Origin of the sequence: Paenibacillus jepli (assembly GCF_047238105.1) — a bacterium.
Classification (GTDB): Bacteria; Bacillota; Bacilli; order Paenibacillales; family Paenibacillaceae; genus Paenibacillus_D.
In genome coordinates this window covers 1,970,716-1,997,522 of record NZ_JBDFMD010000001.1, presented here as the reverse complement: position 1 = coordinate 1,997,522, position 26,807 = coordinate 1,970,716, and the positions used below count along the sequence as shown (strand labels likewise).

The window sequence follows — 26,807 nt, the reverse complement described above, 5'->3', positions numbered from 1 at the left end:
GATGAAGAAGAGACATCGTTTGATCCGGTACTCGGTGTATCGCAGCATGATGGTAAGTTTTTTGCTCCTGACCTCGCTCATCATTGCCGTCGTCTGCGGCGGCCTGTTCGCGTTGTTCTCATGGAGCACGGCCAAAGAAGTCGGCAACATCTCGGAATCGATGCTGCGGCAGAACAGCTACGTCGCCAAGGTCATCAAGGATCAGGTGTACAGCCTGGGCAACCAGCTGCTCAACAACAAGGAAGTGATGGCGGCGATGGTGGACCGGAACCGCGACAAGCTCAAAGCCTTCCATGCCATCAACGAAATGCGGGCCATCCAGGCCAACTATCCGTTCATCCAGATGATCGGACTCTACAATCCCGCAGCCGAGCAATATGTCAATACAAGCGGCGTCACCTATGAGGAAGAGGAGGTGCACTTGTCGCGGATCGAGGCCAGCCGCAGCGCATACTTCAACTTTATCCCCCGTCAGGTGAATACCCCGGCGTCAGGCAGCGGGACGGCCAATGTGCTGACATTCCTGCTGCTGCCGAGCTACTATACGCAGATGCCTGCCGGAGATGGCATTATCGTCATCAATATCGACGAGACGTACATCCAGCGCATGATCGGCGGTTACAAAAACTACAGCACCGACTCGCTGTTCGTCATGAACGAAGAGGGCATGGTGATCACGCACTCCGATACCGGGCAATTCATGCGGAGCGTTGCAGATCAGCCCTATACGGCCAAAGTGCTGGCAGCGACAGCGCCAACCGGTTACTTCACGATCGATATCGACGGCAAGAAGAATCTGGTCAGCTACGCCAAGTCGGAGGAGATGAACTGGGTGTTTGTGGGCGTCAGCCAATACGACAACCTGCTCTTCAATATGAACGAACTGCGCTGGTCGACGCTTGGCATCGCACTGGCCATCTTCATCGTCAGCCTGTTGATCTCGATCTGGCTCACCAACCATACGTACCACCCGATCCGCAATCTGATGGACAAGATCATCGGCCAGATGAAGATGGAGAAGGAGCAGCAGGCCATTAATGAGGTGGAACTGCTGGATACGACGTTCGCCGACATGACAGGACAGCTGAGCGCCATGGTCTCGGCACAGGCGACGGCGCGGCGGGCGGAGCTTGCGCATTTTTTCAAAGGCAGCCAGTCGGCCCCAAGTCCCGCGCTGCAGCAGGAATGGGAGGGCCAGCGCCTGTTAACGGTACTGATCCGGATCGACGCCTTCGAGCAGTTCCGGCGAGCCAACTCCGTCAAGCTCCAGTCGCTTATGCATTTTGCCATCTGCAATATCGGGGAAGAGCTCGTCGGGATGTACTACCCTTGCGGCGTGATGGTCATCGAGGAGGGGGAGCTGGCGGTGCTGGTGCGCCTGGAGCAGGACTACTGTCCGCCGCAGCTGCTCGCCCAGCTGCAGGAGCTGCAGAGCAAAGCGAGCAGCTACTTCAAGCTGGAGCTCTCGATGGGCATTGGCACCGTCGTATCGGCGATGGATCAGATCCGCGAGTCGTACAGACGCGCCTGCGAGGCGCATGAACAGCGGTTTTTTGAGGGGACGGGGAGGATCCTCGTCTATGACGCGGCTAGCAGGACAGGCGAAGAGGGCGAGGACAGGGCGTATCCGGTCAAGCTGGAGAAAAAGCTCGTCGAGGCGATCCGCACGGGAAATGCCGCCAAGTCGGCTGTAGAGGTCGACGCGATCATCAAGGAGCTGGGGCGGTGCGACTACCAGCAGGCGCAGTTTTTCCTGCATCAGCTGGCGATGAGTCTCTACAAGCAGTTTCATACCGCTACTCCTGTGGATGGTTCCGACCTGCTGTCGGCCTTCTTCCGGCAGCTGCCGGCATTTGAGACGCTTGCCGAGATCGGCGGAGAGCTGAGCGCGATTGCGGAGCAGCTATCAGAGCGGCAGCAGGATGCTGCCAGCCAGCAGAACAGCCGGGTGGTCGAGGAGGTCAAGGCCTATGTCGAGGCCAACTATGCCAGAGCCGATCTGTCATTGGAATGGATGGCGGGGCAGGTCAAACTCTCCCGAGGCTATCTGGGACGGCTGTTCAAGGCGCAGTGCGGAGTGTCGTTCAGCGACTATCTCAACCGGATCCGTCTGGAGCGGGCGAAGCAGCTGCTCGGCTCCGACGAGCCGATCCAGCAGATCAGCGAGCGGGTGGGCATCCTGAACACGACGTATTTCTATACGCTCTTCAAGAAGAATTATCAGATGTCGCCTGCGCAATACCGGGCTTCGCTGAGCAACAATTTGAAGGATGAAGCGCAATAGTGAAGTCCCTGGGACGAGTGCAAATGTGCGGAAAGCACAGGATTGAAGTTTACGGGCCGCAGCAATCTCCCTTACGCTGGGAACATCATCACATCATGCGAAAAAGGGGATGAATGCAAATGAAAGGAAGTCAACATTTTAAAATGCTGACGGCAGGGGCGCTGGCGGCGGTCATGTTGTCCGCCTGTGCCTCGCCAGGCGCCGAAGACAATAGTTCCGGGGGGACGACAGGAGGCGGGAGCGACTCGGCAAGCAAGCCGGTCCGGTATCTGCTTCCGGGCAATGCGCCGCAGGATCTGGACAGCGCTGTAGCCGCCATTAATGCCAAGCTGAAGGAAGACGGTCTTAATCTGACTTACGAGCCGACATATATTCCTTGGGACGTCTGGGATCAGAAGACCAACCTGATGATGTCGACGGGCGAAGAATTCGAGCTGGTGGCGATCATGCATGATGTGAAAAGCCCCAACGTGCTGGTGGGCAACGGCGGCATCCTGCCGATCGGGGAACTGCTGGAGGAGCACGGACAGGATCTGAGGGCAGCGATGCCGGACTGGATCTGGGAGTCTGCCGTCGTCAACGGCGAGATCCAGTATGTACCGAACTTCTGGGCGGATACCGCCTTCAACGGCGGTATGGTGACGATGCGCAAGGATCTGCTGGAGAGCCATAACCTGGGCGCGCCGCGTTCTCCCGAGGAGCTGCTGGATGCGGCGGCAACCATCAAGGAGCATTGGCCGGACGAAGACAAAAATGTCTACATCAAAATGTTGAATGAACCGGCGTATTATCTGCACAATACGTACGAGACGTTCCCGTTCACGGTGGTGGACAACGTCATCCGCGTCGACCAGGACGGAACCGTAAGCTCCTGGCTGGAGTCCGAGGAGTTCAAACAGGACGTCGAGTTCATGCGGACAGCTTACGAACGCGGACTGGTTCATCCCGACGTACTGACCGTACCGACCGAGGTCATGAACCAGGAAGAGATCGCGGGACGCTACCTGTACCGCCAGGGCGATGTCGGCATCGGCGACAATGTGAGAGAGCGGTATCCTGGCGCCGAAGTGGATATCTACTATCTGGCGGATCAACCGCATTTTCGTTCGTACGCGATCCGTAACTCCAACGGCGTCTCGGCGACGAGTCCGCACCCGGAAGCGGCGATTCAGTTCTTGAACTGGGTCTACGGCGATCAGGCCAATTTTGATCTGGTACTGTATGGCGTAGAGGGCGAGCATTGGCGCGATGGCGGCGACAACCTGCGGGAGACGCTGAAGACCAATGAGAACGGCGGGCCATCCTACGAGCTGGCCAGCTGGCTGCTCGGCCACGTCGAGATGAACCGCTATCCCACCAACTTTGACAAAGACAGGCTGGAGCGCCGCACGACGATCGCTGATGATGCGGATGTCGTGAACAGCGTCACGATCGGCTTCAACTTCGATCCTTCTCCGGTAGCGGCGGAGTATGCGAATGTCTCGGCCGAGCTCAAGACGAGCGTGGAGCCGCTGCTCTATGGCGTCGTTAGCTACGACCAGGCGTTCAGCGGCATGCTCGCCAACATGAAGGCTGCTGGACTGGACCGGGTCATCGAGGAATACCGCTCGCAGTTCGAGGCATGGCTGGCGGAGCGATAAGAACAGCAAGGGTGATCTATAGGAGTGCAAGGACGGACAGGGGAGTGCTTCGGGCGCTCGCCTGTCTTTTTTTGGGTACTTAGTGGAAGTCCATGCCCGGTGCGAAGAGCCGATCCAGCTGTGACCCTTGCCGCCGCTGCTCGGGGAGGGCTATGTACGACCAGGGGCTGGCAGCCCCGAGGGCAGAACACATGACAAGCGGCTTGCCGCCCCGCTATAATAAAACACATCAGCAAGAAAGGGGTTGTTGTCCATGCAGGCGGAGCGCGTCATCTACGAACGGTTCGGAGAACCCTGGCAGGTACTGCAGGTGGAGCGGGTCCGTCCGCAGCTGCCGGGCCCTGGAGAATTGCTCGTCCGGATGCAGGCCCGTCCGATCAATCCGTCTGATCTGATCCCGATTCGCGGTGCCTATGCCCATCGTATCCGTCTTCCGGCGCTTGCTGGCTATGAAGGCGTGGGGATCGTCGTCGAGGCAGGCGATGCGGCGGACAGGAGGCTGATCGGCCGCCGGGTGCTGCCGCTCAGAGGCGAGGGCACCTGGCAGGAGCTGGTACGGGTGCCATCGGCCACGACCGTCGAGGTACCGGATCGGCTCTGCGATGATACGGCGGCGCAAGCCTATATCAACCCGCTGACGGCATGGGTCACCTGTACGGACGTACTGGGCTTGCGCGAGGGCGACTCGCTGCTGGTCAATGCGTGCGGTTCGGCGCTTGGGCGGATCTATGCCCAGCTGTCGCGGATGCTTGGCTTCGAACTGATCGCAGTGGTGCGGCATAGCCGTCACAAGGGTGTGTTGCAACGGCTGGGCGCTGCCCATGTGGTGGTTCATGTGCCCGGGATGGATGCGGATAGGGAACCCGGAAGCCTGCGGGCGACAGTCCTGGCTGTGACCGGCGGGCGAAGTGCGACAGCGGCGATCGACTCTGTAGGCGGGGCTGCGGGGGCAGAGCTGGCTCGCTGTGTGCGTCCCGGCGGTCGGCTGCTCACGGTCGGCCTGTTGTCGGGGGAGGCGGTAGCTTGGAGCGAGGTAGCCGCTGAGACGGGGGCGCGGGTGGAGCTGTTCCATCTGCGGCACTGGAATGACCGTGTGCCGATCGTGCGCTGGCGAACAGAGCTGTCGCAGCTGCTGCTGATGATGGCGGACGGTCGGCTGACGCTGGCGGAGCCTGCGGGTCGCTATGCGCTGGCCGATGTGGTGCAGGCGGTGCAGGCTGCGGAGCTGCCGGGCGCGGGGAAGCTTCTATTGATATAGGAGCTGACGGAAGTGACCGATATAAGTAATATGCGTGAGGTAATTGACGAATTCAGCCCTAACGGATCGTAAGGAGAGGTGAACGCTATGGCGACACAAAGAGAGGGAGTAGCGAGCAAGACCCGGATCTACCTGGTCCGGCATGGTCAGACGGAGTGGAATGTCGAGCATCGCTTTCAGGGGCACCAGGATTCGCCATTGACGCCGCTCGGATTGCAACAGGCCGGGTGGCTGGCGGACGCCTTGCAGGAGGAGCCGCTCGATGCCATCTATGCGAGCAGCAGCACAAGAGCGATGCGGACGGCTGAGATCATCCGAGGGGAACGGCAACTGGCGATCCAGGCTAGCGATGGACTGCTGGAGATGAATCTCGGCGAGTGGGAAGGCGGCGTGCAAGAGGAGATCAAGGAGCAGTACCAGGAGCGGTTCGCGGCCTTCTGGGAAGATCCGGAATCGTTCCTGGTCGCAGGCGGCGAGACGTTCCGCGAGGTGGAGGCGCGTGCGACGGCGGTGCTGGAGCAGATCCTGAAGGAGCATGCAGGGCAATCGGTGCTCATCGTCACCCATACCGTCGTCCTCAAGCTGCTGATGGCTCGCTTCGAAGCGCGTCCGCTCAAGGACCTTTGGCAGCTGCCTTATATCTACCCGGCCTGCCTTTGCCACATCGAGGGCTCACACCCGGACTATGAGATCCTCCTCCATGGCGATACCAGTCACTACCGCGAGGCGCCCGTCAAAGGCTAGGCCACGGTCCAAAGTGGCAGCGCGCTTGCGGGCCGGAAGAGCGGCTTTCACAGGCTGCGGGCGAATGCGTCGAACCAAGTAACAAAAGTTACCTGGATGCGCCCGCACCCGGGCAAAGCGAGCGCTGCGCCTACTGGGCAAGCGCCGGTTCGGGGTTACAGATGCTCGCGGTTCACTTGCTCGTTGCGGATCATCTGTTCGAGCTTCTCCACCAACCGGGCATGCTCCTCGGGCGTTTTCTTGAGTCCGAACCATGTGCGCCGCTGCTCCTGCTTGAGCAACTGCAGCATATATTGCTTTTCTTTGAAGGTAAACATCACGAACTCACCCCCTGTGTCTGTTATATTGTAACTTGCCTGCTCCGGCCGAAGCAACCGGGTCATCGAGGGGAAGCAGCAGTAATAGCTGAACACACAAAGGGACCCGCAGCAACCGGGCTGCGGGTCCAAAGAGTCATGCTATATCAAAAAAGGGGGTTGAATAGAGTATACCCCGGCGATGTTAATGGTTGATGAAGCTGACATTTCAATTTGATTACAAATCCCTTACCGTCAGTTGGGAATCACGCGGTACTATGATAAAATGACAAGAGAATCGGGTATATAAGAAGTGACCAACCAACCAGGAGGGATAAGGCATGAATAAGGATCAAGAGGCGCTGCGCAGCAAGCTGTCGCCGATGCAATATAAGGTTACCCAACAGAACGGAACGGAGCCTGCCTTCCACAATGAATATTGGGATCACAAGGGCGAAGGGATCTACGTCGATATCGTCTCCGGGGAGCCGCTGTTCAGTTCGCTGGACAAATATGATTCGGGATGCGGCTGGCCGAGCTTCACTAAGCCTCTCAGAGCGGAGCAGATCAAAGAGGAGACGGACACTAGTCATTTCATGGTGCGGACCGAGGTGCGCAGCACGGAAGGCGATTCGCATCTGGGCCATGTGTTCAATGATGGTCCGCAGCCCACGGGCCTCAGGTACTGTATCAATTCGGCAGCATTGCGTTTCATCCCGCGTGATGAGCTGGAGCAGGAAGGCTACGGCGAGTTCAAACAGCTGTTCGAGAAATAACCGGGGCCGCTGATGTCCAATTTCAGGGGCCTTGGGTCCAGCGGAGCCCGCAGGATTGCCGGTTATCTGCTGCTGGGGATTGCCGCTGGGCTGCTGACACTGATATTCTTCGAGTTGGCGGAGCAGCTGCTGGACGATGAACTGATTGTCTTCGACGAGACGGTGCTTTATCACCTGCAGCAGCTCATGGGGACAAGGGAAGCGGTCGGTACGGTGATGCGAGGTATTACCCGTTTGGGCGACGGGGTGGTCCAGACCGTTTTGCTTGTTGTAGCAGCCCTGTTGTTTTGGTTTGCCGACAAGCGCCGGGATGCTGTCATCCTTGCCGTTTGTCTGGGCGGGGGCTGGCTGCTCAATTACACGCTGAAGGCTTTTTTTGGACGGGAACGTCCAGAGCTGGAGTTTCTGGTGGAGGCTTCAGGCTTCAGTTTTCCGAGCGGGCATGCTATGGTGTCGATATGCTTTTACGGCATGTTAGGTTATTTGTTGTATCGCTACTTCCGCAACAGATGGCGGCTGAGCTGGGTTTTTAATGTCGTAGCCGTTCTGACTGCGATGGCGATCGGGATCAGCCGCATCTATCTGGGCGTGCACTTTGCCAGCGATGTGATCGCAGGCTTTGCGGCCGGCGGCATCTGGCTGATTTCTTGCATCTTAAGCCTCAAACTGTTGCGTCTTCGCCGCTAGCAGAAGCCATTATGTTTATCAAGGAGGACCTTGATTTCACGACAGCCGTGAAGTCAAGGTCCTTGTTTGATTATGTATGTTTATGTTATAGTGAACATATTCGAACCTTATCGAACCGAAGGAGGAGTTATGTAATGAAAGTACGTCATGCGTCCAGCCCTGGAGAAGTCAAAGGGATGGATACTGCCGAGCTAAGGGAGCATTTTCTGATCGAAAAGGTGTTCGAGGCTGACCGGGTCCACCTGACTTATTCCCATTACGATCGTCTGATCATCGGCGGCGCACAGCCCATCCAAGAGGAGCTCGCGCTGGCAGCCGATCCATCCTGGCATGTAGGGAGCTTCTTCGAACGCCGCGAGGCTGGTATAATCAATATCGGCGGGCCCGCCATCATCACGGTTGACGGGGAGACCCATACGCTCGATCGGCTGGATGCGCTGTACATCGGCCGCGGCGTCCAGGAGGTCAAGCTGGCTAGTCAAGACAGCGGCAGTCCGGCCAAGCTCTATATTACCTCGGCCCCGGCCCACGCCGATCATCCGACGGCGAAGATGGCTATCGACACGGCTACGCCTACGGATCTCGGTACCATCGAGACCTCCAACGAGCGGACGATCTACAAGTATATCCACCAGGACGGCACGAGGAGCTGTCAGCTGATGCTCGGAGTGACGATCCTGAAGACGGGCAGCGTCTGGAACACGATGCCCGCCCATGTGCATGACCGCCGGATGGAGGCTTATCTGTATTTCGACTTGCAAGAGGATGCACGGGTATTTCATCTGATGGGCGAGCCGGAGGAGACCAGACATCTGGTTGTGGCCAATGAGCAAGCAGTCATCTCGCCGAGCTGGTCGATTCATTCGGGAGCGGGGACGAGCAATTATTCATTTATCTGGGTCATGGCTGGAGAGAATTACACCTTCCAGGACATGGATGTTACCGATATGAAGACGTTGAAGTAAAGGACCGGAGCACGACCAAGCCCGGCACTTGCTTCGCTAATTAAGGACGAAGGACGGGTGGCAGGGATGCTGGCAATCGACAGACACAAAGCGATCATGGATCAACTCGCTGAACACGGCTCGCTCAAAGTATCGGAGATGAGCAGCCGGCTCCAGGTGACGGAGAAGACGATCCGGGAAGACCTGGAGAAGCTGGAGAAGCGGGGACTGCTGCAACGGATCCACGGCGGGGCCGTACCCTGCGAGGAGAAGGGGGAAGGGCTGTACCCGCCGAGCTTTCCGAACACGCGGCAGCTGGAGGAGAAAGAAGCGATCGCAGCCAGAGCGGCGCAGGCTGTCGAGCCTCACGATATTATCGCCCTCGACAACGGGAGCACGACGCTCGCGATCGCCCGAAGGCTGGATAACATGCCGCTGACCGTCGTGACCAATGACATCATGATCATCCGCGAACTGGCGCTCAAGAATCAGATCCGGCTGGTCGTCCCCGGCGGCTACCGTCAGAACAACCTGCTGATCCAACCGGAATCGCTGGACTGGCTGCGGCGGATGAATATCCACAAGCTGTTCCTGTCCGCGACGGGGATCCATCCGGAGTATGGACTGACGATCTTTACAGCGGAGCTGCTGCCGATCAAGCGGCTGCTGGTGGACGCCTCGGGCACCGTGTGTTGTGTGGCAGATCACAGCAAGTTCGGCAAGGGGGCGCTGCATACATTTGCGACGCTCCAGGAGGTGGACCGCTTCATCACCGGTGTACAGCTGGGCGATGCAGCACAGGCGCCATTCCTGGCTCAAGGCGCGCACATCGAACGGGTGTGACAGGCAAGCCTGTGCGCCTGCCTGCGGTATGGCGTTTTGGGCAACACACCTGGACATAGAAGGGATGGATGAGGACATGAATCTATTTAATCTGAGCGGCAAAGCCGCGTTAGTGACCGGCGCCGGGCGCGGGCTGGGAAGAGATATGGCGCTGGGACTGGCGGAGGCGGGAGCAGATATCGCACTGGTCGTAGGCAGCAGCAGCGCCGCGCAGGTGAAAGCAGAAGTAGAGGCGTTGGGCCGGAAGGCTATCGTCATCCAGGCTGACCTGGCGGACACCTCTCTGCTGCCTGGTGTCGTACAGCAGACTGTGGACGGGCTGGGCCGGCTCGATATCCTGCTGAACAATGCGGGCATCATCCGGCGCACGCCGGCCGCCGATCATGCGCTGACGGACTGGCAGGAGGTCATGCAGGTCAATCTGCATGCGGCCTTCGCGCTGTGTCAGGAAGCCGGCAGACGGATGCTCAGCCAAGGCTCGGGCAAGATCATCAATATCGCCTCGATGCTGAGCTACCAGGGCGGGATCAACGTACCGGGCTACACAGCCAGCAAGCATGCGATAGCCGGGCTGACCAAGGCGCTCGCTAACGAATGGGCGGCCAAGGGCGTCCAGGTCAATGCGATAGCGCCGGGCTATATGGCGACCGACAACACCCAGGCGCTGCGCGACGACCCTGACCGCAGCCGGTCGATCCTGGAGCGCATCCCGGCCGCCCGCTGGGGCTCCGGCGCTGACCTGAAGGGAGCGGCCGTCTTCCTGGCTTCTGCTGCTTCGGATTATGTGAACGGCCATCTCCTTAATGTCGACGGGGGATGGATGGTTAGATAATTGGGTAAAAAGAAGATCGTATCCTCTGGACCAGCAGAGGAGCGATCTTCTTTTGTTACTCGAGCCTCACGCAAATCACTGACCAGATGCCATAAGAAATCCCCCCTGAGCCGCCGGGCTTCTGTGCTATAATGATCAGAGTCAACTTAAGAAAGATCCCGGCTTACCGTGTCGGGACGGAAGGACGATGACAGACCATGAGGGGTTTATCCCGTTTCGCTTTAAGACGTAATCCCGTGCCGTTGGAGCGAAGGCTCTCGAAGGAAGCGGTGACGTCGCTGATCATTCACGGCTGCTTTCAATTCGGGGCGTCGATGTCCGGGCTGTTCCTTAATCTCTACCTGTGGCGCCTTACCGGGGATCTGCTTGTAAACGGAGTTTATAATATCATTGTCTTTTTCATTACGCCGCTCGGTTTTGCGCTGGGCGGATGGATCGCCAAGAAAAAAGACCGGATGGTCACCTATCGGTTAGGTATTGTACTGATCGCATTATTCTATCTCGGCGTCATCATCGCGCAGGAGCGGGTGGTAGACTTCTATGTCGGGTTTGCGCTGTTCAGCGGGCTGGCCCAAGGCTTCTACTGGACGGGGTATCTGGTCCTGATGTACGACGTCTCGACCGACAAGAACCGGATCCGCTTCCTGGCGATCAATATGATGGTCTTCAATGCTGCCGGCCTCGCAGGTCCGGCTCTGGCGGGCTATATCATCCAGCTCAGCGAAGGTCTCTCGGGTTATGTGATGACCTTCGGCATCGCCTTCGTCAGCTTCTTCATAGCGGCGGTGATCAGCTTCCGGATCCCGACGATCACCTCGCATCACCGGACGTACTATCTCAAGCTGGTAGGCGCCGTACTGAAGCGCAACCGCAGCTGGCTGCTGTCGCTGATCGGCTTCCTGGTGCTGGGGCTGCTGCAGGGCATCATGCTGTTCCTGCCCAATATTCTGCTGTTCCAGACTGTTGGCCGGGAGGACTGGGTCGGCTATTTGGGCGTGCTGTTCGCCTTCTTGACCGTTGTCACAGGCTTCATCATCTCCCGCAAAGCGAGAGAAGAGCATGCGTACCGTTATGTGACGCTGTCTTCGATCGGGGTTATCTGCGGCGCTGCGGTGCTGCTGATCGACATCAGCACCTGGTCGGTTGTCACGTTCATGGTCGTCTTCTCGCTCTGCAATCCGCTCACGATCAACACGCTGACCTCGTATTACTACCGGATCATGGGGACACTGCCGCTGAAGGGACAGTTGCGGATCGAGTCGGTGGTCATGCGGGAGCTCTTCCTGAACATCGGCAGGGTGGTGTCGATCGGCCTGCTGATCCTGTTCGCCCGGGATGTGACGTCGATCCGCCTGCCGATGGTACTCGTAGGGGCAGCATTGCTGCAGCTCAATCTGATCTGGCTGGTCAAGCGGCGAGGACATGCCGACTAAGAGACAGGGATGGAAATTTAGTTAAGCGACCGGAACTGCAGCGGTGTCAAGCCCGTCCGCTTGCGGAAGGTGGCGACGAAGTGGCTGGGTTCGCGAAAACCGACCTGCCCGGCGATATGGCTGACGGTCCAATCCTGGCGGCTGATGAGCAGCTCCTTGGCCTTGCGGATCCGGAGATTGAGCAGATAGGCATACGGCGCGACGCCGAAGGCGCGGCGGAACAGGTCGCTGAGCCGGCGTCCCGAGATGCCGAGCTGCCCTGCCAGTTCGGCCAGCCCGAGCTCCGGGTCAGCCAGCTCCGCCTCCATCGCTTCGATGACCGGACGCAGCTGCTCCAGCTGCAGGGAGAAGGCAACGCTTCCCTGCGGCTTGCCGTATTTGCTGAGCGTGATGAGGAACCGGTAGACCTCGCTGGAGACAGTCAGCCCGAAGAGGTCCTCCGTCTGCTCCAGCTTCTCCAGCAGCCGCTGCATGCTCCAGGGCATATCAGGCTCCCAGCGGTAATACGCCGATCGATCCATATCGAGCGAGCGCAGCAGCGGCTGTGCCATCGGTCCGTCGAAGGTGAGATACATCGTCTCCCAGGTCCCTGACACCGCTTCATAGCTGTGGGGGACAAGAGGGGGCAGCAGCACGCCGCTGCTCGCCGGGAGGGCATGCTCTCTGCCCTCGAACCGGATCCGGCCTTCCCCGGCGGTCGTCTGGATCCAGTGATAATGCGGGAATCCCTCGGGGCGGACGATCGGCTCCTGATCGTTATTATGGCCGAGGCTCTCAGCGAACAGGGGCAGGGACTGCCCGCCCATCGGGGTCAGTTCGAGACGGCGGTGCGGACGGATCATGGACGAGCCTCCTTTAGGCGGTGTTGCGGTTCCGGATTATGATAGGCTGATGCGGATATCTTATATATATCCCAGCTCCAGGTGAGCGATACAATGGTCATATCGTTATATATCCAATGATAAAGGAAGTGTCCACTATGATCAACGAGAAGCTGCCCAAGATCTGGTACGGCGGCGATTACAACCCCGAGCAGTGGGGGGCGGACGTCTGGGAAGAGGATATCCGCATCTTCAAGCTGGCCGGTATCGATGTGGCGACGCTCAATGTATTCTCGTGGGCGATGATCCAGCCGGATGAAGACACCTATGACTTCTCATTTCTGGATGACACGATCGACAGGCTGTATCGGAACGGCATTTACACCTGCCTGGCTACCTCCACCGGCGCGCACCCGGCATGGATGGCCAAGCGTTACCCCGATGTGCTGCGGGTCGACTATGAAGGACGCAAGCGCAAGTTTGGCGGCCGCCACAACTCCTGCCCCAATTCGCCGACGTATCGTCTCTATTCGGAGCGGATCGCGGACAAGCTGGGCGAGCGCTACAAGGATCACCCGGCCGTCCTGATCTGGCATATCTCCAATGAATACGGCGGCTACTGCTATTGCGACAACTGCGCTGCCGGCTTCCGTACATGGCTGCAGGACCGTTACGGGACGCTGGAGAAGTTGAACCAAGCGTGGAACACCCGCTTTTGGGGCCACACCTTCTATGAATGGGATGAGATCGTACCGCCGAACGCACTGAGCGAGGAATGGAACGGCAATCGGACGAACTTCCAGGGCATCTCGCTGGACTACCGCCGCTTCCAGTCGTGGAGTCTGCTGGAGTGCTACAAGCTGGAGCGCGATGCCGTCAAGAAGCATACGCCGGATCTGCCGGTGACGACCAACCTGATGGGAACCTACCCCGAGCTGGACTATTTTGAGTGGGCCAAGCATATGGACGTCATATCATGGGACAACTATCCGTCGCTTGATACGCCTTACAGCTACACGGCGATGGTGCATGACCTGATGCGCGGGCTGAAGAGCGGCCAGCCGTTCATGCTGATGGAGCAGACGCCGAGCCAGCAGAACTGGCAGGCCTACAATTCCCTGAAGCGGCCGGGCGTGATGCGGCTGTGGAGCTACCAGGCGGTGGCGCGCGGCGCCGACACGGTCCTGTTCTTCCAGCTGCGGCGTTCGATCGGGGCGTGCGAGAAGTATCACGGCGCCGTCATCGAACACGTCGGCCACGAGCATACGCGGGTATTCCGCGAGTGCGCCGAGCTCGGAGGCGAGCTGGGCAAACTGTCCGATCAGATCCTGGATGCACGGGTGAAAGCCAAGGTAGCCATCGTCTTCGACTGGGAGAACCGCTGGGCGGTCGAGCTCTCGAGCGGACCATCGGTCGCGTTGAAGTATGTGGATGAGGTGCACAAATACTACGACGCCTTGTTCCAGCAGAATATCCAGGTCGACATGATCGGCGTGGAGGAGGACCTGAGCGGCTACGATATCGTCATCGCGCCTGTCCTGTACATGGTCAAACCAGGCTATGCCCAGAAGCTGGAGACATTTGTGAAGGGCGGCGGCACGTTCCTGACGACGTTCTTCAGCGGCATCGTCAATGAAAACGATCTGGTCACGACGGGCGGTTATCCGGGCGAGCTCCGCTCTCTGCTCGGCATCTGGGCCGAGGAGATCGACGCGCTGTTCCCTGGCAATACGAACCGGATCGTCATGGAGCAGCCGTGGGGCGCGCTGCAGGACAGCTACTCGTGCAGCATCCTGTGCGACCTGATCCATGCCGAGGGCGCCGAGGTGCTGGCGCGCTACGGCGAAGACTTCTATCAGGGGATGCCGGTCGCCACGGTCCACAAGTTCGGCCAAGGCAAGGCGTATTATATCGCGTCCAGCCCGGATGAGGCGTTCCTGCAGGGACTGCTTGCCAATCTGTGCGAGGACAAAGCCATCAAGCCGCTGCTGCCGCGCAGCGAAGGCGTCGAGGTAACCAGCCGGGAGAAGGACGGCCGCGAGCTGCTGTTCGTCATGAACCATCAGGCGGATCCAAGAGAAATCGATGCGGGCGAGCGCAGCTACACGGATCTGCTGGCTGACCGGACGCTCTCCGGCGTCATCGAGGTGCCGGCCAAGGGCGTACTGATTTTGGCGCAGGCTTAAACAGTGTACAAGGGAACGGGCACCGGGTTTGCGGTGTCCGTGCTTTGTGTGCTTGCGTCTCGTCGTCCCGCTGGGAGGTCAAGCTCCGCCCTTGCTGCCAACATATTTAATTATTTTGCCCCCAGATGTTCACATTCTTGCTCTTATTTCCACTCCGGTACGATATAATAGAAGGGACAAACTCCGCAGATTGCCCGGACTTGAGCTGCGATATTACACCGGACAGGATGGGATCTAGTGCAGGAATGGATTGAGAATTCAATAGAGCAGCTTATCGCGTTAACCGGCCTTCACGGCCATTATCTGCTGCTCGTGACGTTCCCCTTGGCACTGATCCAGGGGATTATAACGATCTTCCCATTTGCGACACTGCTGCTGCTGCATGTCACCACCTTCGGCTGGTTCGAGGGGATGATGATCAGTTGGGCTGCCGGCACGCTGGCGAGTATCGCCTGTTTTTACCTGAGCCGCACGCTGCTGAGCAACTGGATCGACCGGCGTTTCGGCGAACGGCTGGTGAAGTACCGCAAGTGGCAGACACGCATGAACAACTACGGCGTATGGGTCGTGATCCTGCTGCGGTCGCTGCCGTTCATGCCGAGCAATATCGTCTCGGTCATGGCCGCGGTGTCACCGCTCAAGCCGCTCGCCTATATCTGGTCGACGACCGTAGGCATGTTCTCGCAGGTGTGGCTGTTTATGCTGCTAACCGCAGAAGTCATCTTCCCGGAGAAGGAGATCCGGTCGATGTGGATGGGCTATATAGCGTTTTGCGGGGTTCTGATCCTGGTCCTGCTCATCGTTCTGCTGCTGGATCGCCAGCGGGAGGAACCGAGCTCGGAGCTATAGGACGCTATCCATGCGAACCAGACATTTCTTTCTGAACGGGCCTGGTCTATAATGAGATTGGATTATAGAAACGGTCTGGAGGAACGAACCTATGAAAAAACTGAAGCTGGTCCAGCAACTGTCTGATCTGGGCGTCGTGGCGGTGCTGCGCGGGGATACGCCGGAAGAAGTGGTCGAGATGGCCGAGCAGGCGATTGCCGGCGGTATCAAGGCGATCGAAGTGACAATGACCGTCCCGTTTGCCCTCAAGGCAATCGAGAAGCTGGCTGTATCGTATTCGAGCACAGCAACCGATCCCGACAAGCATGCGGTCATCGGCGTTGGGACGGTGCTTGACCCGGAGACGGCGCGGATGGCGATCCTGAGCGGAGCCGAGTTCGTGGTCGGACCTTCATTGAATCCGGACACCGTCCGTTTGTGCAACCGCTACCGCGTGCCGATCATGCCGGGGACGATGACGGTGCGGGATATCGAGGAGGCGTTGGAGCTGGGCGTCGATATCGTCAAGCTGTTCCCTGGCAATCTGTACTCGCCAGCCATGATCAAAGCGATCAAAGGTCCGCTGCCGCAAGCTAACATCATGCCGACGGGCGGTGTCTCGCTGGACAACCTTGGCGAATGGATCAAGGCTGGAGCTGCAGCGGTCGGCATCGGCTCGGACCTGACCAACGAAGCGGTCAAAAAGGGCGATTACAGCCTGGTTGCCAAGCGCGCGGCGCAGTATATCGACGCTTACAAAGCAGCGAAGGCGTAAGAGCAAGTTTCAGGAGGAGCAGGTCTGTAGCGGTGACAGGCGGATCGGCTGCTGTAAGTCTAGAAACTAGCACTGGAGCGCCGAAAGTATGCCGCCCGGTCGCTGCAAGTCTAGAAGCTAGCCTTAAAGCACCGAAAGTGTGGTGTCTGGTCGGCTGTAAGTCTAGAAACTAGCCTTGGAGCGCAGTTGTAGTAACATCCGCAGCGAAGATGCAGCAGTCAGAGCTTGCGGCGCTAATTGGTTCCATGTAATTCCTTCACGAAGACGGGCCTCATCGGCCCGTCTTTTGTGAAATTATAAGAAATTATATGTTTCACTCCTATATCAGCTTATAATTCACCGGAATGAAAGCAGCAGCGCCCCTTTCTGCCGCTGGAGCGGCGAACTCGCAGGCCCGCGCAGATGGAGCGCCCCTTTCTGCCGCTGGAGCGGCGAACGCGCAGGCCCGCAAAGCAGCAGCGCCCCTTTCTGCCGCTGGAGCGGCGAACGCGCAGGCCCGCAAAGCAGCAGCGCCCCTTTCTGCCGCTGGAGCGGCGAACGCGCAGGCCCGCAAAGCAGCAGCGACCCTTTCTGCCGCTAGAGCGGCGAACGCGCAGGCCCGCAAAGCAGCAGCGCCCCTTTCTGCCGCTGGAGCGGCGAACGCGCAGGCCCGCAAAGCAGCAGCGCCCCTTTCTGCCGCTGGAGCGGCGAACGCGCAGGCCCGCAAAGCAGCAGCGACCCTTTCTGCCGCTAGAGCGGCGAACGCGCAGGCCCGCAAAGCAGCAGCGCCCCTTTCTGCCGCTAGAGCGGCGAACGCGCAGGCCCGCAAAGCAGCAGCGCCCCTTTCTGCCGCTGGAGCGGCGAACGCGCAGGCCCGCAAAGCAGCAGCGCCCCTTTCTGCCGCTGGAGCGGCGAATGCGCAGGCCCGCAAAGCAGCAGCGCCCCTTTCTGCCGCTAGAGCGGCGAACGCGCAGGCCCGCAAAGCAGCAGCGACCCTTTCTGCCGCTGGAGCGGCGAATGCGCAGGCCCGCAAAGCAGCAGCGCCCCTTTCTGCCGCTAGAGCGGCGAACGCGCAGGCCCGCAAAGCAGCAGCGACCCTTTCTGCCGCTGGAGCGGCGTATTCGCCTGGCGTCGCACTTTCACCTAAAGTTCACCTTAGAAGTTCACAATGTCTACTCTGCTCCGCCCTATTTCATAGCACTGAAGTGTATGGCTCGGCACGCACCATAGACATGTCCCTACGTTACGATGGCGCCCCTGTCGCATGTCCGGTTTTGAACCGCCCGGCGAACGGTTAATGAGGAGATAGACCAATATCCAGTCTGGAAAGGGGATTACGCTATGCTTACCTTACATAATCAGCGTTACTGGCATGTGTATGTCGGTACCTATCAATCCGCCGCGGAGGAGGCAATCCGCCACTTGATCTTCGACTCGCAGGCCGGCAGTCTGCGCGAGGACATCGGGATCTCGGGAGCGGAGCGGCCCTCCTTCCTGACAGTCGATACGGAGCGCAACCGGCTGTATGCCGTCTGCGAGACGGATGAGCCCCAGGTGGTGGGCTATCTGCTCAACCCGCAGAGCGGTCTGCTCGAGGAGATCAACCGCCAGCCGATCCCCGGCATGCACGCTTGTCATGTCAGCCTCCACCCGTCCGGTGATTGGCTGTACGCGGTCAACTATTCCTCCGGCAACGTCTGCCTGTTCCCGATCGACGAAGAGGGACGGATCGGGGAGCTCGCCGACCAGCAGGAGCATACCGGCTCCGGCCCGCAGCAGGACCGCCAGGATGGTCCGCATCCGCACTCGATCGTCACCGAGCCGTGGAGCGGCAGGTTGCTGGTGCCGGATCTGGGCACCGACCGCATCGTCGTCTACGACCTGGATCGTCTGGCCGGCAAGCTGAGACTGCATGGCGAGGTGGAGACACCGCCGGGAGCCGGTCCGCGCCATTTGGCGTTTCACCCGGAGAGCCCGATCGTCTATTGTGCAGATGAGCTCAGCTCGACTGTCTCCGCTTACAAGTACCGGCCTGAGGACGGCAGCCTCACGCTGATGCAGACCGTGCCTACTCTGCCGGATGACTTCGAAGAGGCCAATACGTGCGGCGACATCCATGTCAGCATGTGCGGCGGCTTCCTGTACGTATCCAATCGCGGCCATGATTCGCTGGCAACCTTCCGGATCGATGAAGACGGGCTGCTGACACTGACCGGTTGCCCGTCGGTCCAGGGCCGGACGCCGCGCAATTTTGCCGTCGTACCGGATGGCCGGCATGTGCTGGTTGCCAATCAGGATACCGACTCGATCGTCGTCATGGCGCTGGATGAAGACGGCATGCCGGCGCCCCAGGGAGAGCGGTACGAGACGGGCACGCCCGTCTGCCTGAAGCTGGTTCCGGTCATCGAATAACCCGGCACGCGTGCCATCCTGCGGTAGCCTTTACCGATCAAGAACGAATGGCGGGAGGCCCGGGAATCAAGTATAATGGGAGGCAGAAGCAACGGCAGGAGGGCTGACAATATGCTTACCGAGGAAGAATTGAAACGGGAATCGCGCAACCGACGGCAGTTTTCATTTCGGCTTAATCTGTTTTTTTTCGTCACCTTCCTGGCTTTCTCGGTGCTGATCGTCCGTCTGGCGGTGCTGCAGTTCGTGGAGGGTCCGGAGCTCAGCGCCCGAGAGCATGACAACCGCACCCGCAATGTGCTGATCCCGCCGATCCGCGGCAATATCTATGACCGGGAGGATTTCCCGATCGCCTATTCGACATCGACCCAGTCGCTGTACTATACGCTGGAGCCGGGCGTCAAAGAAACGCAAGCGCGCGAGATGGCGGAGCTGCTGGCAGAGGAGCTGCGCGTCTTCGATAAGCCGGAGCAGGTGTCGCTGACCGCCGAAGAGATCTTCAAGATGATGGATATCTCCGGCAGGCTCACTTACGTCTACGAGCCGAGACGGATCAAATCGGGCCTCACCACCAAGGAGATCGCGTACTTCAGTGAACACCGCGACAAGTTCCCCGGCATCGAGATCGTCGAGGAGAGCATTCGTCACTATAGTACGGACACGATCGCGGTCCAGCTCGTAGGCTATATGAAGGGCTTCAATTCTCTCTACGGGGAGAAGAACGGCCTCAGCAAATACCGGGACATCTTCATGAACAACAAATCCTTCCCGCCCGCCGAACAATATCTGGACAAAGAAAAGGTCGGCTATGAAGGACTGGAGCTGATGTACCAGGATGAGCTGCGGGGCAAAAACGGCGTCAAGACGTATCCCGTCGATTCGCAGAGTCGGATCATCGGGCCTGTCCAGCTGACTGTGCCGGAGAAAGGCAACAATCTGCATCTGACCATCGATCGTGACGTGCAGATGAAGACCGAGGATGCCATCATGGAGCACCTCGCCAAGATCCGCAGCTCCAGCAACCGGCGGGAGTATGCGCCGCATGCCAAGACGGGCTATGCGGTGGCGATGGAAGTGAACACGGGCAAAGTCGTGGCGATGGCGAGCATGCCGGACTATGATACCAATGTGTGGAGCGACGGCATGAGCCAGGAGCAGTACGATCTGCTGAAGTTCTACGAGCCCAACGGGACGATCCGCGAGGCATATCCTTATTACGAGGACCCGAAGGTGGGGCGCAATCATCCTTCATCGCTGGTGCCGCTCGGTTCGACGATGAAGCCGCTCTCCGTCCTGCTCGGATTGAACGAGAAACTGTTCACGCCGACGACGACCTATTATGATCCGGGGTATTTCAGCTTTGGCCGGGAAGGCCATGAGGCAAGGGTCAACAATGCCAGCAATGCTGCCAACGGTTCTCTGAATGCGGCTCGGGCGATCTCCAAATCCTCCAACGCGTTCATGTCGGCGATGGTCGGCAACAATCTGTACCTGAACCGCAAGAATGGGCTGGACATCTGGCATCAATATATGGTCGATTTTGGCCTGGGAGAGCTGACCGGCAGCGGACTGCCCAATGAGAGCAAAGGCGTCATCGAATACTACAATGAAGCCAAGACCGGCAGCGCCCAGTCTGCGCTTATCTACGCGTCGTTCGGTCAGCAAGGGCGTTACACCGCTCTGCAGCTGGCGCAATATACGACGATGCTGGCCAATCGCGGCGACAAGCTGCGGCCGCAGTTTGTGGAGAAGATCACCGACGCCCAGGGCAATACCGTCCAGGAGTTCGAACCGGAGATTATGAGCCAGGTCGATATCCCTGATGCCTACTGGTCTGTGGTCCAGAGCGGCATGAGCAATGTCCCCGTCCAGGGGTTCGAGGACTTCGAATACGACTTCATCCGCAAAACGGGTACCTCGCAGCAGGATGTAGGCAACCGCAGCAGGCTCGAGAATGCCGTCTTCATCGCTTACGCACCGGCTCAAAACCCGGTGCTGGCGGTAGCTGTCGTCGTGCCGGACGGCGGCTATGGCGGCTGGGGCGCCGCCCCGATCGCCCGCAAGATCTTCGATGCGTATGATGAAGAGATCGGGCTGACCGGTACACCCAAGAAATCCCAAGCGGTAGATGGCGAACCCTCCGGGACGCCGGAGCCCTGATGCTATTCTAACGCCTGCATGCGAGCGCATGCAGGCGTTTTTGTGCATTTATGATTCGCCGGAATGAAACGTTCTGCGCCGGTGCTGCTTTAGGAGCAGCCGTGAGGAAGCAGCTGTCACATCTTTTCCCAATTCCCGGCGCATACTACCTCTGTTGCATACTTTTCCACATGGAGGTGCGCTATGCCGCATTGGCTGGAGATCGCCTTTCGCACGATGCTGGCGCTGATCGTGCTGTTCATTATTACGAAAGTGCTGGGGAAGCGGCAGATCTCTCAGCTGTCCCTGTTCGAGTACATCACCGGCATCTCCATCGGCAATATCGCCGGCTATATCTCGATCGATACCGATACGGAGTGGTATGTGGGGCTGGTGTCGCTGGCGGTGTGGGCATCGGTGTCCGTCGGTGCGGAGAAGCTGACAGTCCACAGCAAGTGGGCGCGCAATATTATCGACGGGAGGGCTGCCGTATTGATCGAGAAAGGAAACGTGATCGAGAACAACCTAGCCAAGGAGCGTCTGACGGTGGACGAGCTGCTGGGCGTGTTGCGGGATAACAATGTATTTCGCATAGCCGATGTGGAGTTCGCGCTGATGGAGCCTGGAGGCAAGGTGAATGTGATGCTCAAGTCCGAACAACAGCCGCTGACCCGGGCTGATCTCGGAATGCAGCCCAAGGAGAATCTGCCGGCCGAGACAGTCATCATCGACAACAAAATTATGGCAAAGCCCTTGCGGGACTCGGGCTATGACGAGAACTGGCTGCGCAAGGAGCTAGCCAAGCAGAAAATCAAATTCGAGGATGTGTTCATGGCTCAGATCGACGATCAGGGACAACTGCTGGTCGACAAATATGATCCTCCGGAGAACAGCAAAAAAAAATAGGCTCGCGGACGACCGTCGTGTCCAAACGAGCCTGTCCGGCTAACCTCTGCGGAGGTTTTTTTTGTACTTAATATAGGTTTCCGGCGTTGTGTATCCTACCCGATGATAATCTCTTCCTTGGGGTAATGGTAGCTCTGCTTGCGCCGGCGCTTGCGGAAGATGAACAGCAGCGAGAGGATGCCGATCCGGCCGATGAACATGAGCAGGATGATGATCCACTTGCCCGCGGTGCTGAGCTCCGGCGTGATCCCCATCGACAGTCCGCTGGTGCCGAAGGCGGAGCAGATCTCGAAGATCAGGGCGATCAGCGCGATTTGGTTCTGCTCGGTGTAGGCGAGCACGGTCATACTGAAGATAACGAGGATCGAGGCGGCGGTGAAGACGACGAAGCTCTTCAGGATATCCTCCTGCTTGATCGAGCGGCGGAAGGCACGAACATCATTGCGCCCCAGAGCATAATCGTAGAGCGTCAGCATGATCACGGCAAAGGTAGTCGTCCGGATGCCGCCGCCGACGCTGGACGGACTCGCTCCGATGAACATCAGGATCGCCAGCAGCAGCTGCGTCGGGATGCTGAAGGCCGCTACATCCATCGTCGCCAGCCCGCCGCTGCGGGTCGTGACAGAGTTGAAGAGCGAGAAGAACAGCTTCTCATGCCAGGGCAACGCTGCATAGTACAGATCTTTCTCCATGAACCAGATGCTGACCGCACCTGCCAACACTAACAGAAAGAACATGATGCCGGAAACTTTGGTGTAGAGGGAGAACTTGTACCGGTCATGCTTGCCGAAGAAATATTCCCGCAGCTCGATCAGCACCGGAAAGCCGATCGCGCCGAACATCAGCAGCAGCATCGTAATCGACTGGACGACATAATCCTGAGCAAAGTTCGAGAGCGAGCTGCCATAAATATCGAACCCGGCGTTGGTGAACGCCGAGATGGCATGAAATACACTATGGACGAACGCCGTCAGCCAGTCGTCGTAGTACCCGGCCCATTTGAAATAGACTGTGAGCAGCACTGTGCCGATTCCTTCAATATATAAAGCAAGGATAAAGACGATCCTCAGCAGCTGAACCAGGCCGGAGAGATTGTTGCGGTTCTGATCGACCATGATCAGCTTGCGGTAGGACAGACTGATGTTGCGCCCCAGGATTAGCCACAGGAAGACGCCAAGCGTCATGATGCCGATGCCGCCAAGCTGAAACATGAAGAGCAGCGCGATTTTACCGAATGCGCTGAATGACTCGGCCGTATTGACCACCGTGAGTCCTGTTACGCTGACTGCGCTGGTTGCCGTGAAGAGCGCATCCATCCAGGACAGACGGATGCCTTCGCGCCAGCTGATCGGCAGCCGGAGCACGATCGTGGAGACGATCACGGTCGCCAGATAGCCGATTACGATAAATTGCGTCGGGGTGATACGGTTCACAAAGGTTTTCCATAGTGCATTCATCTCGGGATGCTGCGCCTCCGTCACAAGAGTATTGCCACTAATCATACCTGATTCCGGACAAACAATCCATGTGCTAAAGGGAGTGCTGCGGCCAGGCGAGGGATGGCAGGTACCGTGTAGATGAGTCGTGTGTGGGCGGAGCGTGTTTTGCGTGTGCAATGGAGCGGCGGAGAGAGTAAGTGTTGCGCGTGTGTTATGGAGTAGCCGGGGGATGGGACGATGGCCGTGAGTTGAACTCGAAAAATCAGCTTCATTATGGCATTTTACGGTGAATCTGCGCAATGAACACGATATTTCATGTTTATTACGCCTTATCGCGAGAAAAATGCCAAATGAATATGAAATTTCATATGGGATGAAAGCATGACATTCCCCGAAAAAATAGACAGTTAATCAGGCCTGTTTCCTTGCAAAAGATCAGGCATCTCCCGTTTCATCCGGCTCAGATTGGCAATACTATACTATACAGCATTGTTACGTGATCAAAAGTGTTATTTGGGAAAGGGAGGGATGAAGGTGGCTATACTACCCATCCACGAGCGTCTCGCGGAGCTATGGACGCTGCGCGGGACGCGAGAACTGACAGATTCGGAACAGATGGATATGGAGCATTGCCTGGCGGTCAATGCTTCGTACTGCCGTGAGCTTGCGAATCTCCGGAATCTGTCGCTTCTTGCATCCATGACAGAAGACGAGAACTGGCAGTACGAGATCTGCACCGAGATCGAGCGCCTTGGCGGCGTCCCTCCGACTAAGCGTTACTAGCGGCCTCTGCAATTAGTACAGGTGATGAATAATGTCCTCGAAGTCAGGCTCATCCATCCGGACGTCCTCGATCCTGCCGCAGGTCTCCAGCAGACGTAGGGCATCCATCGGCCGCAGCTGCTCGCGGTTGCAGCTTACCGAGAGATGGCGGCCGTCCTGGCTGACGAGCGTCAGCAGGGGAGAAGGCGGCTCCGGAAGCGATACGGGCGACTGGAAAGTGACGTGGATGACGGTCGGCAGACCGATCCGGCTGCGCAGCTGAAGGGTGGAGCCGTCAAAGCCGATCCGGCCGTCATTGATGACGATGACGCGGCTGCACAGCTGCTCGATATCGTCCATATCGTGCGTTGTTAGCAGAATTGTCTTGCCGAGCTCGCGACCCAACTGGCCGAGCAGCTTCCGGATGCTGCGTTTGGCGGTCACATCGAGACCGATCGTCGGCTCGTCGAGGAAGAGGATCTCGGGATCGTGCAGCAGGGCGGCGGCGATGTCGGCCCGCATGCGCTGGCCGAGCGACAGCTTGCGGACGGGCATATCCAGGAAGCTATCCAGTGCCAGCAGTTCCACCAGCTCACGGAGCCGGGCATGCTTACGTGCGCCATCGATCCCGTACATCGCCGAGATGATGTCGAAGGAGTCGCGGACCGGCAGATCCCACCACAGATTGGTACGCTGGCCGAACAGCACGCCGATCCGGCGCGCCACCGCGCGGCGTGCCTTATGGGGGTTGTCGCCGGCGATCCTCACCTCGCCCGAAGTGGGATGCAGGATGCCGGACATCATCTTGATCGTCGTCGATTTGCCGGCGCCGTTGGGGCCGATAAAACCGACGAACTCGCCGGGTGCGATGCGGAAGCTGATGCCGCTGACCGCTTGTTTGTCTACATAATTTCTTGAGAACAGCATGCGGACGGTCTGGAACGGACCGTTTTTGGGCTGCAGCAGCCGAAACGTCTTGTGCAGGTCAGTGACTTCAATCATGTCTTGAGGTTCTCCTCTCACGGTTTTTTAGCTGCCGGTGCTCTGGTACCGGGAGATGCCGACCCGCCAGAACAACAGGCCCAGTCCGGTGAGCGTCAGCGCCACGGCCCAGGAGGCGAGCAGGATGAGCGGACTGTGCTCTCCCTTCAGGATATAGAGCGAGGGCAGGTAATTAACGAATGCAACGGGAATGATGCCGGTAAGTACGCCCTGGAGCCAACCGGGATAGATCGACATTGGATACTGGGCTGCCGTCTTGGCGGCGTCTTCGGTGAAGTTCTGCAGGACGCTCGTACGTGTCAGCCAGAAGCCGGTTGTCACGCTGAGCAAGCCGATGGCGAAGAGCAGGACAGCGCCGGCTCCGACCGCCATCAGCGTAGGCGCTACAGCTGTCCAGCCGATCTGGCCTTCCCTCATCATCGTGCTCATGCAGATGGCTAGAATCGCGCTGCCCTGCAGCAGCTCCCCGAACCGCAGATTGAAGTTCTGCGTCATCAGCGCCAGCAGGATCGGCACCGGCCGCAGCAGCAGTTTGTCGAGGTCGCCGGAGAGCAGATAACGCTCCAGATAGTGGACGTCGGAGGCCAGCGAGCGATAGATGGCCCGCGAGAGAGTCAGGATACCGTACAGGTAGCCGCACTCGATGAGCGTCCAGCCCTGGATATGCTCGAAGCGCAGGAGGACGACAGCCAGCATCAGGAACTCTACGGCATTGACCAAGGCGGATATCAGCGTCGAGAACCAGAAGTTGAAGCGGTATTGCATACGCGAGCGAATGCTGGCAGCGATCAAAATAGTATACATGCGCAGCCAGTTCATCCGCCCTGCACCTCCACCTTGTAGCGCATCAGACGCGTCGTCAGCACGCACAGCAGCGTCAGCGCCGCGCACCACAGCAAGCCGCCGGCCAGCAGCGAGACCGAGTCCATCCCAAGATAGATGCGGGTAGGTACATAATGCAGGTAAGGGTAGAAGGAATACGCACTAATCGCACACAGCGGGCCAGGCAGCCACTCGACGGGGATCAGAAAGCCCGACAGCAGCATGCTGAAGGCATAGTTCACATAGACAAGCCAGGATGACTCCGTCGTCCATAGGCTGGCTGCGCCGATCAGATACTGCAGACAGATCGCGATGTAGCCTGCAACGACGAGCGCCAGCGCCGTTCCGGCTACAACGGCCAGCGAGTCCGGCACATGCAGCGGCAGCACAAAGAAGTACAAGATGTAGATGGGGATGAACTTGTACACGAGTTGATAGGCGGTCTGTCCCCATTCCTTGCTCATCAGGTGATAGAACAGATGGACAGGGCGCATCAGGTCCATGGCGATCTGGCCGCTGCGGACGCTGGCCTCCATGCCGAGACCGTTCGTGGGAAAACCGGAGATCCAGATACTGGCCTGATTGAAGGCGATATAGCTGATCATGCCGCTAAGGCCGTATTCACCGAGCGACCGGCTCTCGCCGATGCCTGTCCAGATCGAGATGTAGATAAAGCCGAAGATGGCGCTTGCCAGATTTTGAACGAGATGAGAAGCGCGAAATTGCAGATTGCGGATATACGACTTGCGGGCTAGGGTAAGAAAAAGCATGCGGCACCTCCATCTGAGTCGGATTGGAATCGCACCGTTACAGTGGAGCAGGTGAAAAATAGCGTAGAGAGAGCAATATCATAGCAGCGATGAAAAGAGTTGGCAAGTCCTTTTTAAAAAGTTTATTTGACATTGATAATCATTATCACTTAAAATAGACCAAGTAAGATGATAAGGAATCGTGTTAAAACAACGATGTTGGTTTGTGATACATAATCCGCGGATGCCCCGG

Annotated in this window: 23 protein-coding genes and 1 pseudogene; 17 read left to right on the top strand and 7 right to left on the bottom strand. The window is 58.4% G+C overall.

Annotation, left to right across the window (positions count from 1 at the left end; translation table 11 throughout):
* Nucleotide 1: 1 nt before the first annotated feature.
* From ABC336_RS08970 to ABC336_RS08955, 4 genes are all read left to right on the top strand, one after another.
* On the top strand, nt 2–2,284 hold the full coding sequence (locus ABC336_RS08970; RefSeq protein ID WP_413238334.1) for a helix-turn-helix domain-containing protein: 2,283 nt from the start codon (nt 2–4) through the stop codon (nt 2,282–2,284).
* A gap of 119 nt (nt 2,285–2,403) precedes the next feature.
* Nucleotides 2,404–3,924 (top strand): extracellular solute-binding protein, encoded by a 1,521-nt coding sequence (locus tag ABC336_RS08965; RefSeq protein WP_413238333.1) that lies wholly within the window; start codon nt 2,404–2,406, stop codon nt 3,922–3,924.
* Between the two features lie 253 nt (nt 3,925–4,177).
* A complete protein-coding gene (locus tag ABC336_RS08960; protein WP_413238332.1) occupies nt 4,178–5,182 on the top strand; it encodes a zinc-dependent alcohol dehydrogenase family protein in 1,005 nt (334 codons plus the stop codon).
* An 87-nt stretch (nt 5,183–5,269) separates the two neighbouring features.
* Nucleotides 5,270–5,926 carry a histidine phosphatase family protein gene (locus ABC336_RS08955; RefSeq protein ID WP_413238331.1) on the top strand — a complete coding sequence of 219 codons (657 nt, stop codon included), beginning with the start codon at nt 5,270–5,272 and terminating at the stop codon, nt 5,924–5,926.
* Between the two features lie 155 nt (nt 5,927–6,081).
* On the opposite strand, the gene ABC336_RS08950 is transcribed toward ABC336_RS08955, so the two are convergent.
* Nucleotides 6,082–6,246: a hypothetical protein gene (locus ABC336_RS08950; RefSeq protein ID WP_413238330.1), complete on the bottom strand. Its 165-nt coding sequence runs from the start codon at nt 6,244–6,246 to the stop codon at nt 6,082–6,084.
* A gap of 326 nt (nt 6,247–6,572) precedes the next feature.
* On the opposite strand from ABC336_RS08950, the pseudogene msrB reads away from it, so the two are divergent.
* From msrB to ABC336_RS08920, 6 genes and pseudogenes are all read left to right on the top strand, one after another.
* Nucleotides 6,573–6,998: pseudogene (gene msrB, locus ABC336_RS08945) on the top strand (peptide-methionine (R)-S-oxide reductase MsrB); the annotation flags it as partial.
* A 12-nt stretch (nt 6,999–7,010) separates the two neighbouring features.
* Complete coding sequence (locus ABC336_RS08940; RefSeq protein ID WP_413238329.1) at nt 7,011–7,685, top strand: phosphatase PAP2 family protein; 675 nt, start codon at nt 7,011–7,013, stop codon at nt 7,683–7,685.
* Between the two features lie 134 nt (nt 7,686–7,819).
* Entirely contained in the window at nt 7,820–8,650 is an 831-nt protein-coding gene (kduI, locus tag ABC336_RS08935; RefSeq protein WP_413238328.1) for a 5-dehydro-4-deoxy-D-glucuronate isomerase, read from the top strand.
* A 66-nt stretch (nt 8,651–8,716) separates the two neighbouring features.
* A complete protein-coding gene (locus ABC336_RS08930) occupies nt 8,717–9,472 on the top strand; it encodes a DeoR/GlpR family DNA-binding transcription regulator (protein ID WP_413238327.1) in 756 nt (251 codons plus the stop codon).
* 76 nt (nt 9,473–9,548) lie between these two features.
* Nucleotides 9,549–10,304, top strand: a complete 756-nt coding sequence (kduD, locus tag ABC336_RS08925) for a 2-dehydro-3-deoxy-D-gluconate 5-dehydrogenase KduD (protein ID WP_413238326.1) — start codon at nt 9,549–9,551, stop codon at nt 10,302–10,304.
* Nucleotides 10,305–10,540: 236 nt separating this feature from the next.
* Nucleotides 10,541–11,737, top strand: coding sequence for an MFS transporter (locus tag ABC336_RS08920; RefSeq protein ID WP_413238325.1), 1,197 nt, complete (start codon nt 10,541–10,543; stop codon nt 11,735–11,737).
* A 17-nt stretch (nt 11,738–11,754) separates the two neighbouring features.
* On the opposite strand, the gene ABC336_RS08915 is transcribed toward ABC336_RS08920, so the two are convergent.
* Nucleotides 11,755–12,579: an AraC family transcriptional regulator gene (locus tag ABC336_RS08915; protein WP_413238324.1), complete on the bottom strand. Its 825-nt coding sequence runs from the start codon at nt 12,577–12,579 to the stop codon at nt 11,755–11,757.
* Between the two features lie 137 nt (nt 12,580–12,716).
* Here ABC336_RS08915 and ABC336_RS08910 point away from each other — a divergent pair, with 137 nt between their 5' ends.
* The 3 genes from ABC336_RS08910 (at nt 12,717) to ABC336_RS08900 (ending at nt 16,347) form a co-directional block, all read left to right on the top strand.
* Nucleotides 12,717–14,744: a beta-galactosidase gene (locus tag ABC336_RS08910; protein WP_413238323.1), complete on the top strand. Its 2,028-nt coding sequence runs from the start codon at nt 12,717–12,719 to the stop codon at nt 14,742–14,744.
* Between the two features lie 237 nt (nt 14,745–14,981).
* The gene (locus ABC336_RS08905; protein ID WP_413238322.1) at nt 14,982–15,593 is read left to right on the top strand and encodes a TVP38/TMEM64 family protein; all 612 of its coding nucleotides are present in this window, start codon (nt 14,982–14,984) and stop codon (nt 15,591–15,593) included.
* A 91-nt stretch (nt 15,594–15,684) separates the two neighbouring features.
* Nucleotides 15,685–16,347, top strand: coding sequence for a bifunctional 2-keto-4-hydroxyglutarate aldolase/2-keto-3-deoxy-6-phosphogluconate aldolase (locus tag ABC336_RS08900; protein WP_413238321.1), 663 nt, complete (start codon nt 15,685–15,687; stop codon nt 16,345–16,347).
* Nucleotides 16,348–16,666: 319 nt separating this feature from the next.
* Here ABC336_RS08900 and ABC336_RS08895 read toward each other — a convergent pair whose 3' ends face one another.
* Entirely contained in the window at nt 16,667–17,359 is a 693-nt protein-coding gene (locus tag ABC336_RS08895; protein ID WP_413238320.1) for a hypothetical protein, read from the bottom strand.
* Nucleotides 17,360–17,667: 308 nt separating this feature from the next.
* Between ABC336_RS08895 and ABC336_RS08890 the strand changes: the two genes are divergently transcribed.
* From ABC336_RS08890 to ABC336_RS08880, 3 genes are all read left to right on the top strand, one after another.
* Nucleotides 17,668–18,738 (top strand): lactonase family protein, encoded by a 1,071-nt coding sequence (locus tag ABC336_RS08890; RefSeq protein WP_413238319.1) that lies wholly within the window; start codon nt 17,668–17,670, stop codon nt 18,736–18,738.
* A 111-nt stretch (nt 18,739–18,849) separates the two neighbouring features.
* On the top strand, nt 18,850–20,895 hold the full coding sequence (locus tag ABC336_RS08885) for a peptidoglycan D,D-transpeptidase FtsI family protein (RefSeq protein ID WP_413238318.1): 2,046 nt from the start codon (nt 18,850–18,852) through the stop codon (nt 20,893–20,895).
* A gap of 183 nt (nt 20,896–21,078) precedes the next feature.
* Entirely contained in the window at nt 21,079–21,780 is a 702-nt protein-coding gene (locus ABC336_RS08880; protein ID WP_413238317.1) for a DUF421 domain-containing protein, read from the top strand.
* 95 nt (nt 21,781–21,875) lie between these two features.
* Here ABC336_RS08880 and ABC336_RS08875 read toward each other — a convergent pair whose 3' ends face one another.
* A complete protein-coding gene (locus ABC336_RS08875) occupies nt 21,876–23,237 on the bottom strand; it encodes a TrkH family potassium uptake protein (RefSeq protein WP_413238316.1) in 1,362 nt (453 codons plus the stop codon).
* A gap of 516 nt (nt 23,238–23,753) precedes the next feature.
* On the opposite strand from ABC336_RS08875, the gene ABC336_RS08870 reads away from it, so the two are divergent.
* A complete protein-coding gene (locus tag ABC336_RS08870) occupies nt 23,754–24,002 on the top strand; it encodes a DUF7667 family protein (protein ID WP_413238315.1) in 249 nt (82 codons plus the stop codon).
* 12 nt (nt 24,003–24,014) lie between these two features.
* Here ABC336_RS08870 and ABC336_RS08865 read toward each other — a convergent pair whose 3' ends face one another.
* Genes ABC336_RS08865 through ABC336_RS08855 form a run of 3 tightly spaced genes read right to left on the bottom strand, consistent with a single transcriptional unit; the run spans nt 24,015 to nt 26,575 of the window.
* Entirely contained in the window at nt 24,015–24,983 is a 969-nt protein-coding gene (locus ABC336_RS08865; RefSeq protein WP_413238314.1) for an ABC transporter ATP-binding protein, read from the bottom strand.
* Nucleotides 24,984–25,010: 27 nt separating this feature from the next.
* Entirely contained in the window at nt 25,011–25,802 is a 792-nt protein-coding gene (locus ABC336_RS08860) for an ABC transporter permease (protein ID WP_413238313.1), read from the bottom strand.
* A complete protein-coding gene (locus ABC336_RS08855; RefSeq protein WP_413238312.1) occupies nt 25,799–26,575 on the bottom strand; it encodes an ABC transporter permease in 777 nt (258 codons plus the stop codon). The genes ABC336_RS08860 and ABC336_RS08855 overlap by 4 nt, the downstream gene beginning before the upstream one ends.
* Nucleotides 26,576–26,807: the final 232 nt, after the last annotated feature.

Excerpts from the sequence above, each read along its gene's own strand:
- ABC336_RS08970 (WP_413238334.1), top strand. The coding sequence starts at position 2 with ATGAAGAAGAGACATCGTTTGATCCGGTACTCGGTGTATCGCAGCATG.
- ABC336_RS08965 (WP_413238333.1), top strand. The coding sequence starts at position 2,404 with ATGAAAGGAAGTCAACATTTTAAAATGCTGACGGCAGGGGCGCTGGCG.
- ABC336_RS08960 (WP_413238332.1), top strand. The coding sequence starts at position 4,178 with ATGCAGGCGGAGCGCGTCATCTACGAACGGTTCGGAGAACCCTGGCAG.
- ABC336_RS08955 (WP_413238331.1), top strand. The coding sequence starts at position 5,270 with ATGGCGACACAAAGAGAGGGAGTAGCGAGCAAGACCCGGATCTACCTG.
- ABC336_RS08940 (WP_413238329.1), top strand. The coding sequence starts at position 7,011 with ATGTCCAATTTCAGGGGCCTTGGGTCCAGCGGAGCCCGCAGGATTGCC.
- kduI (WP_413238328.1), top strand. The coding sequence starts at position 7,820 with ATGAAAGTACGTCATGCGTCCAGCCCTGGAGAAGTCAAAGGGATGGAT.
- ABC336_RS08930 (WP_413238327.1), top strand. The coding sequence starts at position 8,717 with ATGCTGGCAATCGACAGACACAAAGCGATCATGGATCAACTCGCTGAA.
- kduD (WP_413238326.1), top strand. The coding sequence starts at position 9,549 with ATGAATCTATTTAATCTGAGCGGCAAAGCCGCGTTAGTGACCGGCGCC.
- ABC336_RS08915 (WP_413238324.1), bottom strand. The coding sequence starts at position 12,579 with ATGATCCGTCCGCACCGCCGTCTCGAACTGACCCCGATGGGCGGGCAG.
- ABC336_RS08910 (WP_413238323.1), top strand. The coding sequence starts at position 12,717 with ATGATCAACGAGAAGCTGCCCAAGATCTGGTACGGCGGCGATTACAAC.
- ABC336_RS08900 (WP_413238321.1), top strand. The coding sequence starts at position 15,685 with ATGAAAAAACTGAAGCTGGTCCAGCAACTGTCTGATCTGGGCGTCGTG.
- ABC336_RS08890 (WP_413238319.1), top strand. The coding sequence starts at position 17,668 with ATGCTTACCTTACATAATCAGCGTTACTGGCATGTGTATGTCGGTACC.
- ABC336_RS08885 (WP_413238318.1), top strand. The coding sequence starts at position 18,850 with ATGCTTACCGAGGAAGAATTGAAACGGGAATCGCGCAACCGACGGCAG.
- ABC336_RS08880 (WP_413238317.1), top strand. The coding sequence starts at position 21,079 with ATGCCGCATTGGCTGGAGATCGCCTTTCGCACGATGCTGGCGCTGATC.
- ABC336_RS08875 (WP_413238316.1), bottom strand. The coding sequence starts at position 23,237 with ATGAATGCACTATGGAAAACCTTTGTGAACCGTATCACCCCGACGCAA.
- ABC336_RS08865 (WP_413238314.1), bottom strand. The coding sequence starts at position 24,983 with ATGATTGAAGTCACTGACCTGCACAAGACGTTTCGGCTGCTGCAGCCC.
- ABC336_RS08860 (WP_413238313.1), bottom strand. The coding sequence starts at position 25,802 with ATGAACTGGCTGCGCATGTATACTATTTTGATCGCTGCCAGCATTCGC.
- ABC336_RS08855 (WP_413238312.1), bottom strand. The coding sequence starts at position 26,575 with ATGCTTTTTCTTACCCTAGCCCGCAAGTCGTATATCCGCAATCTGCAA.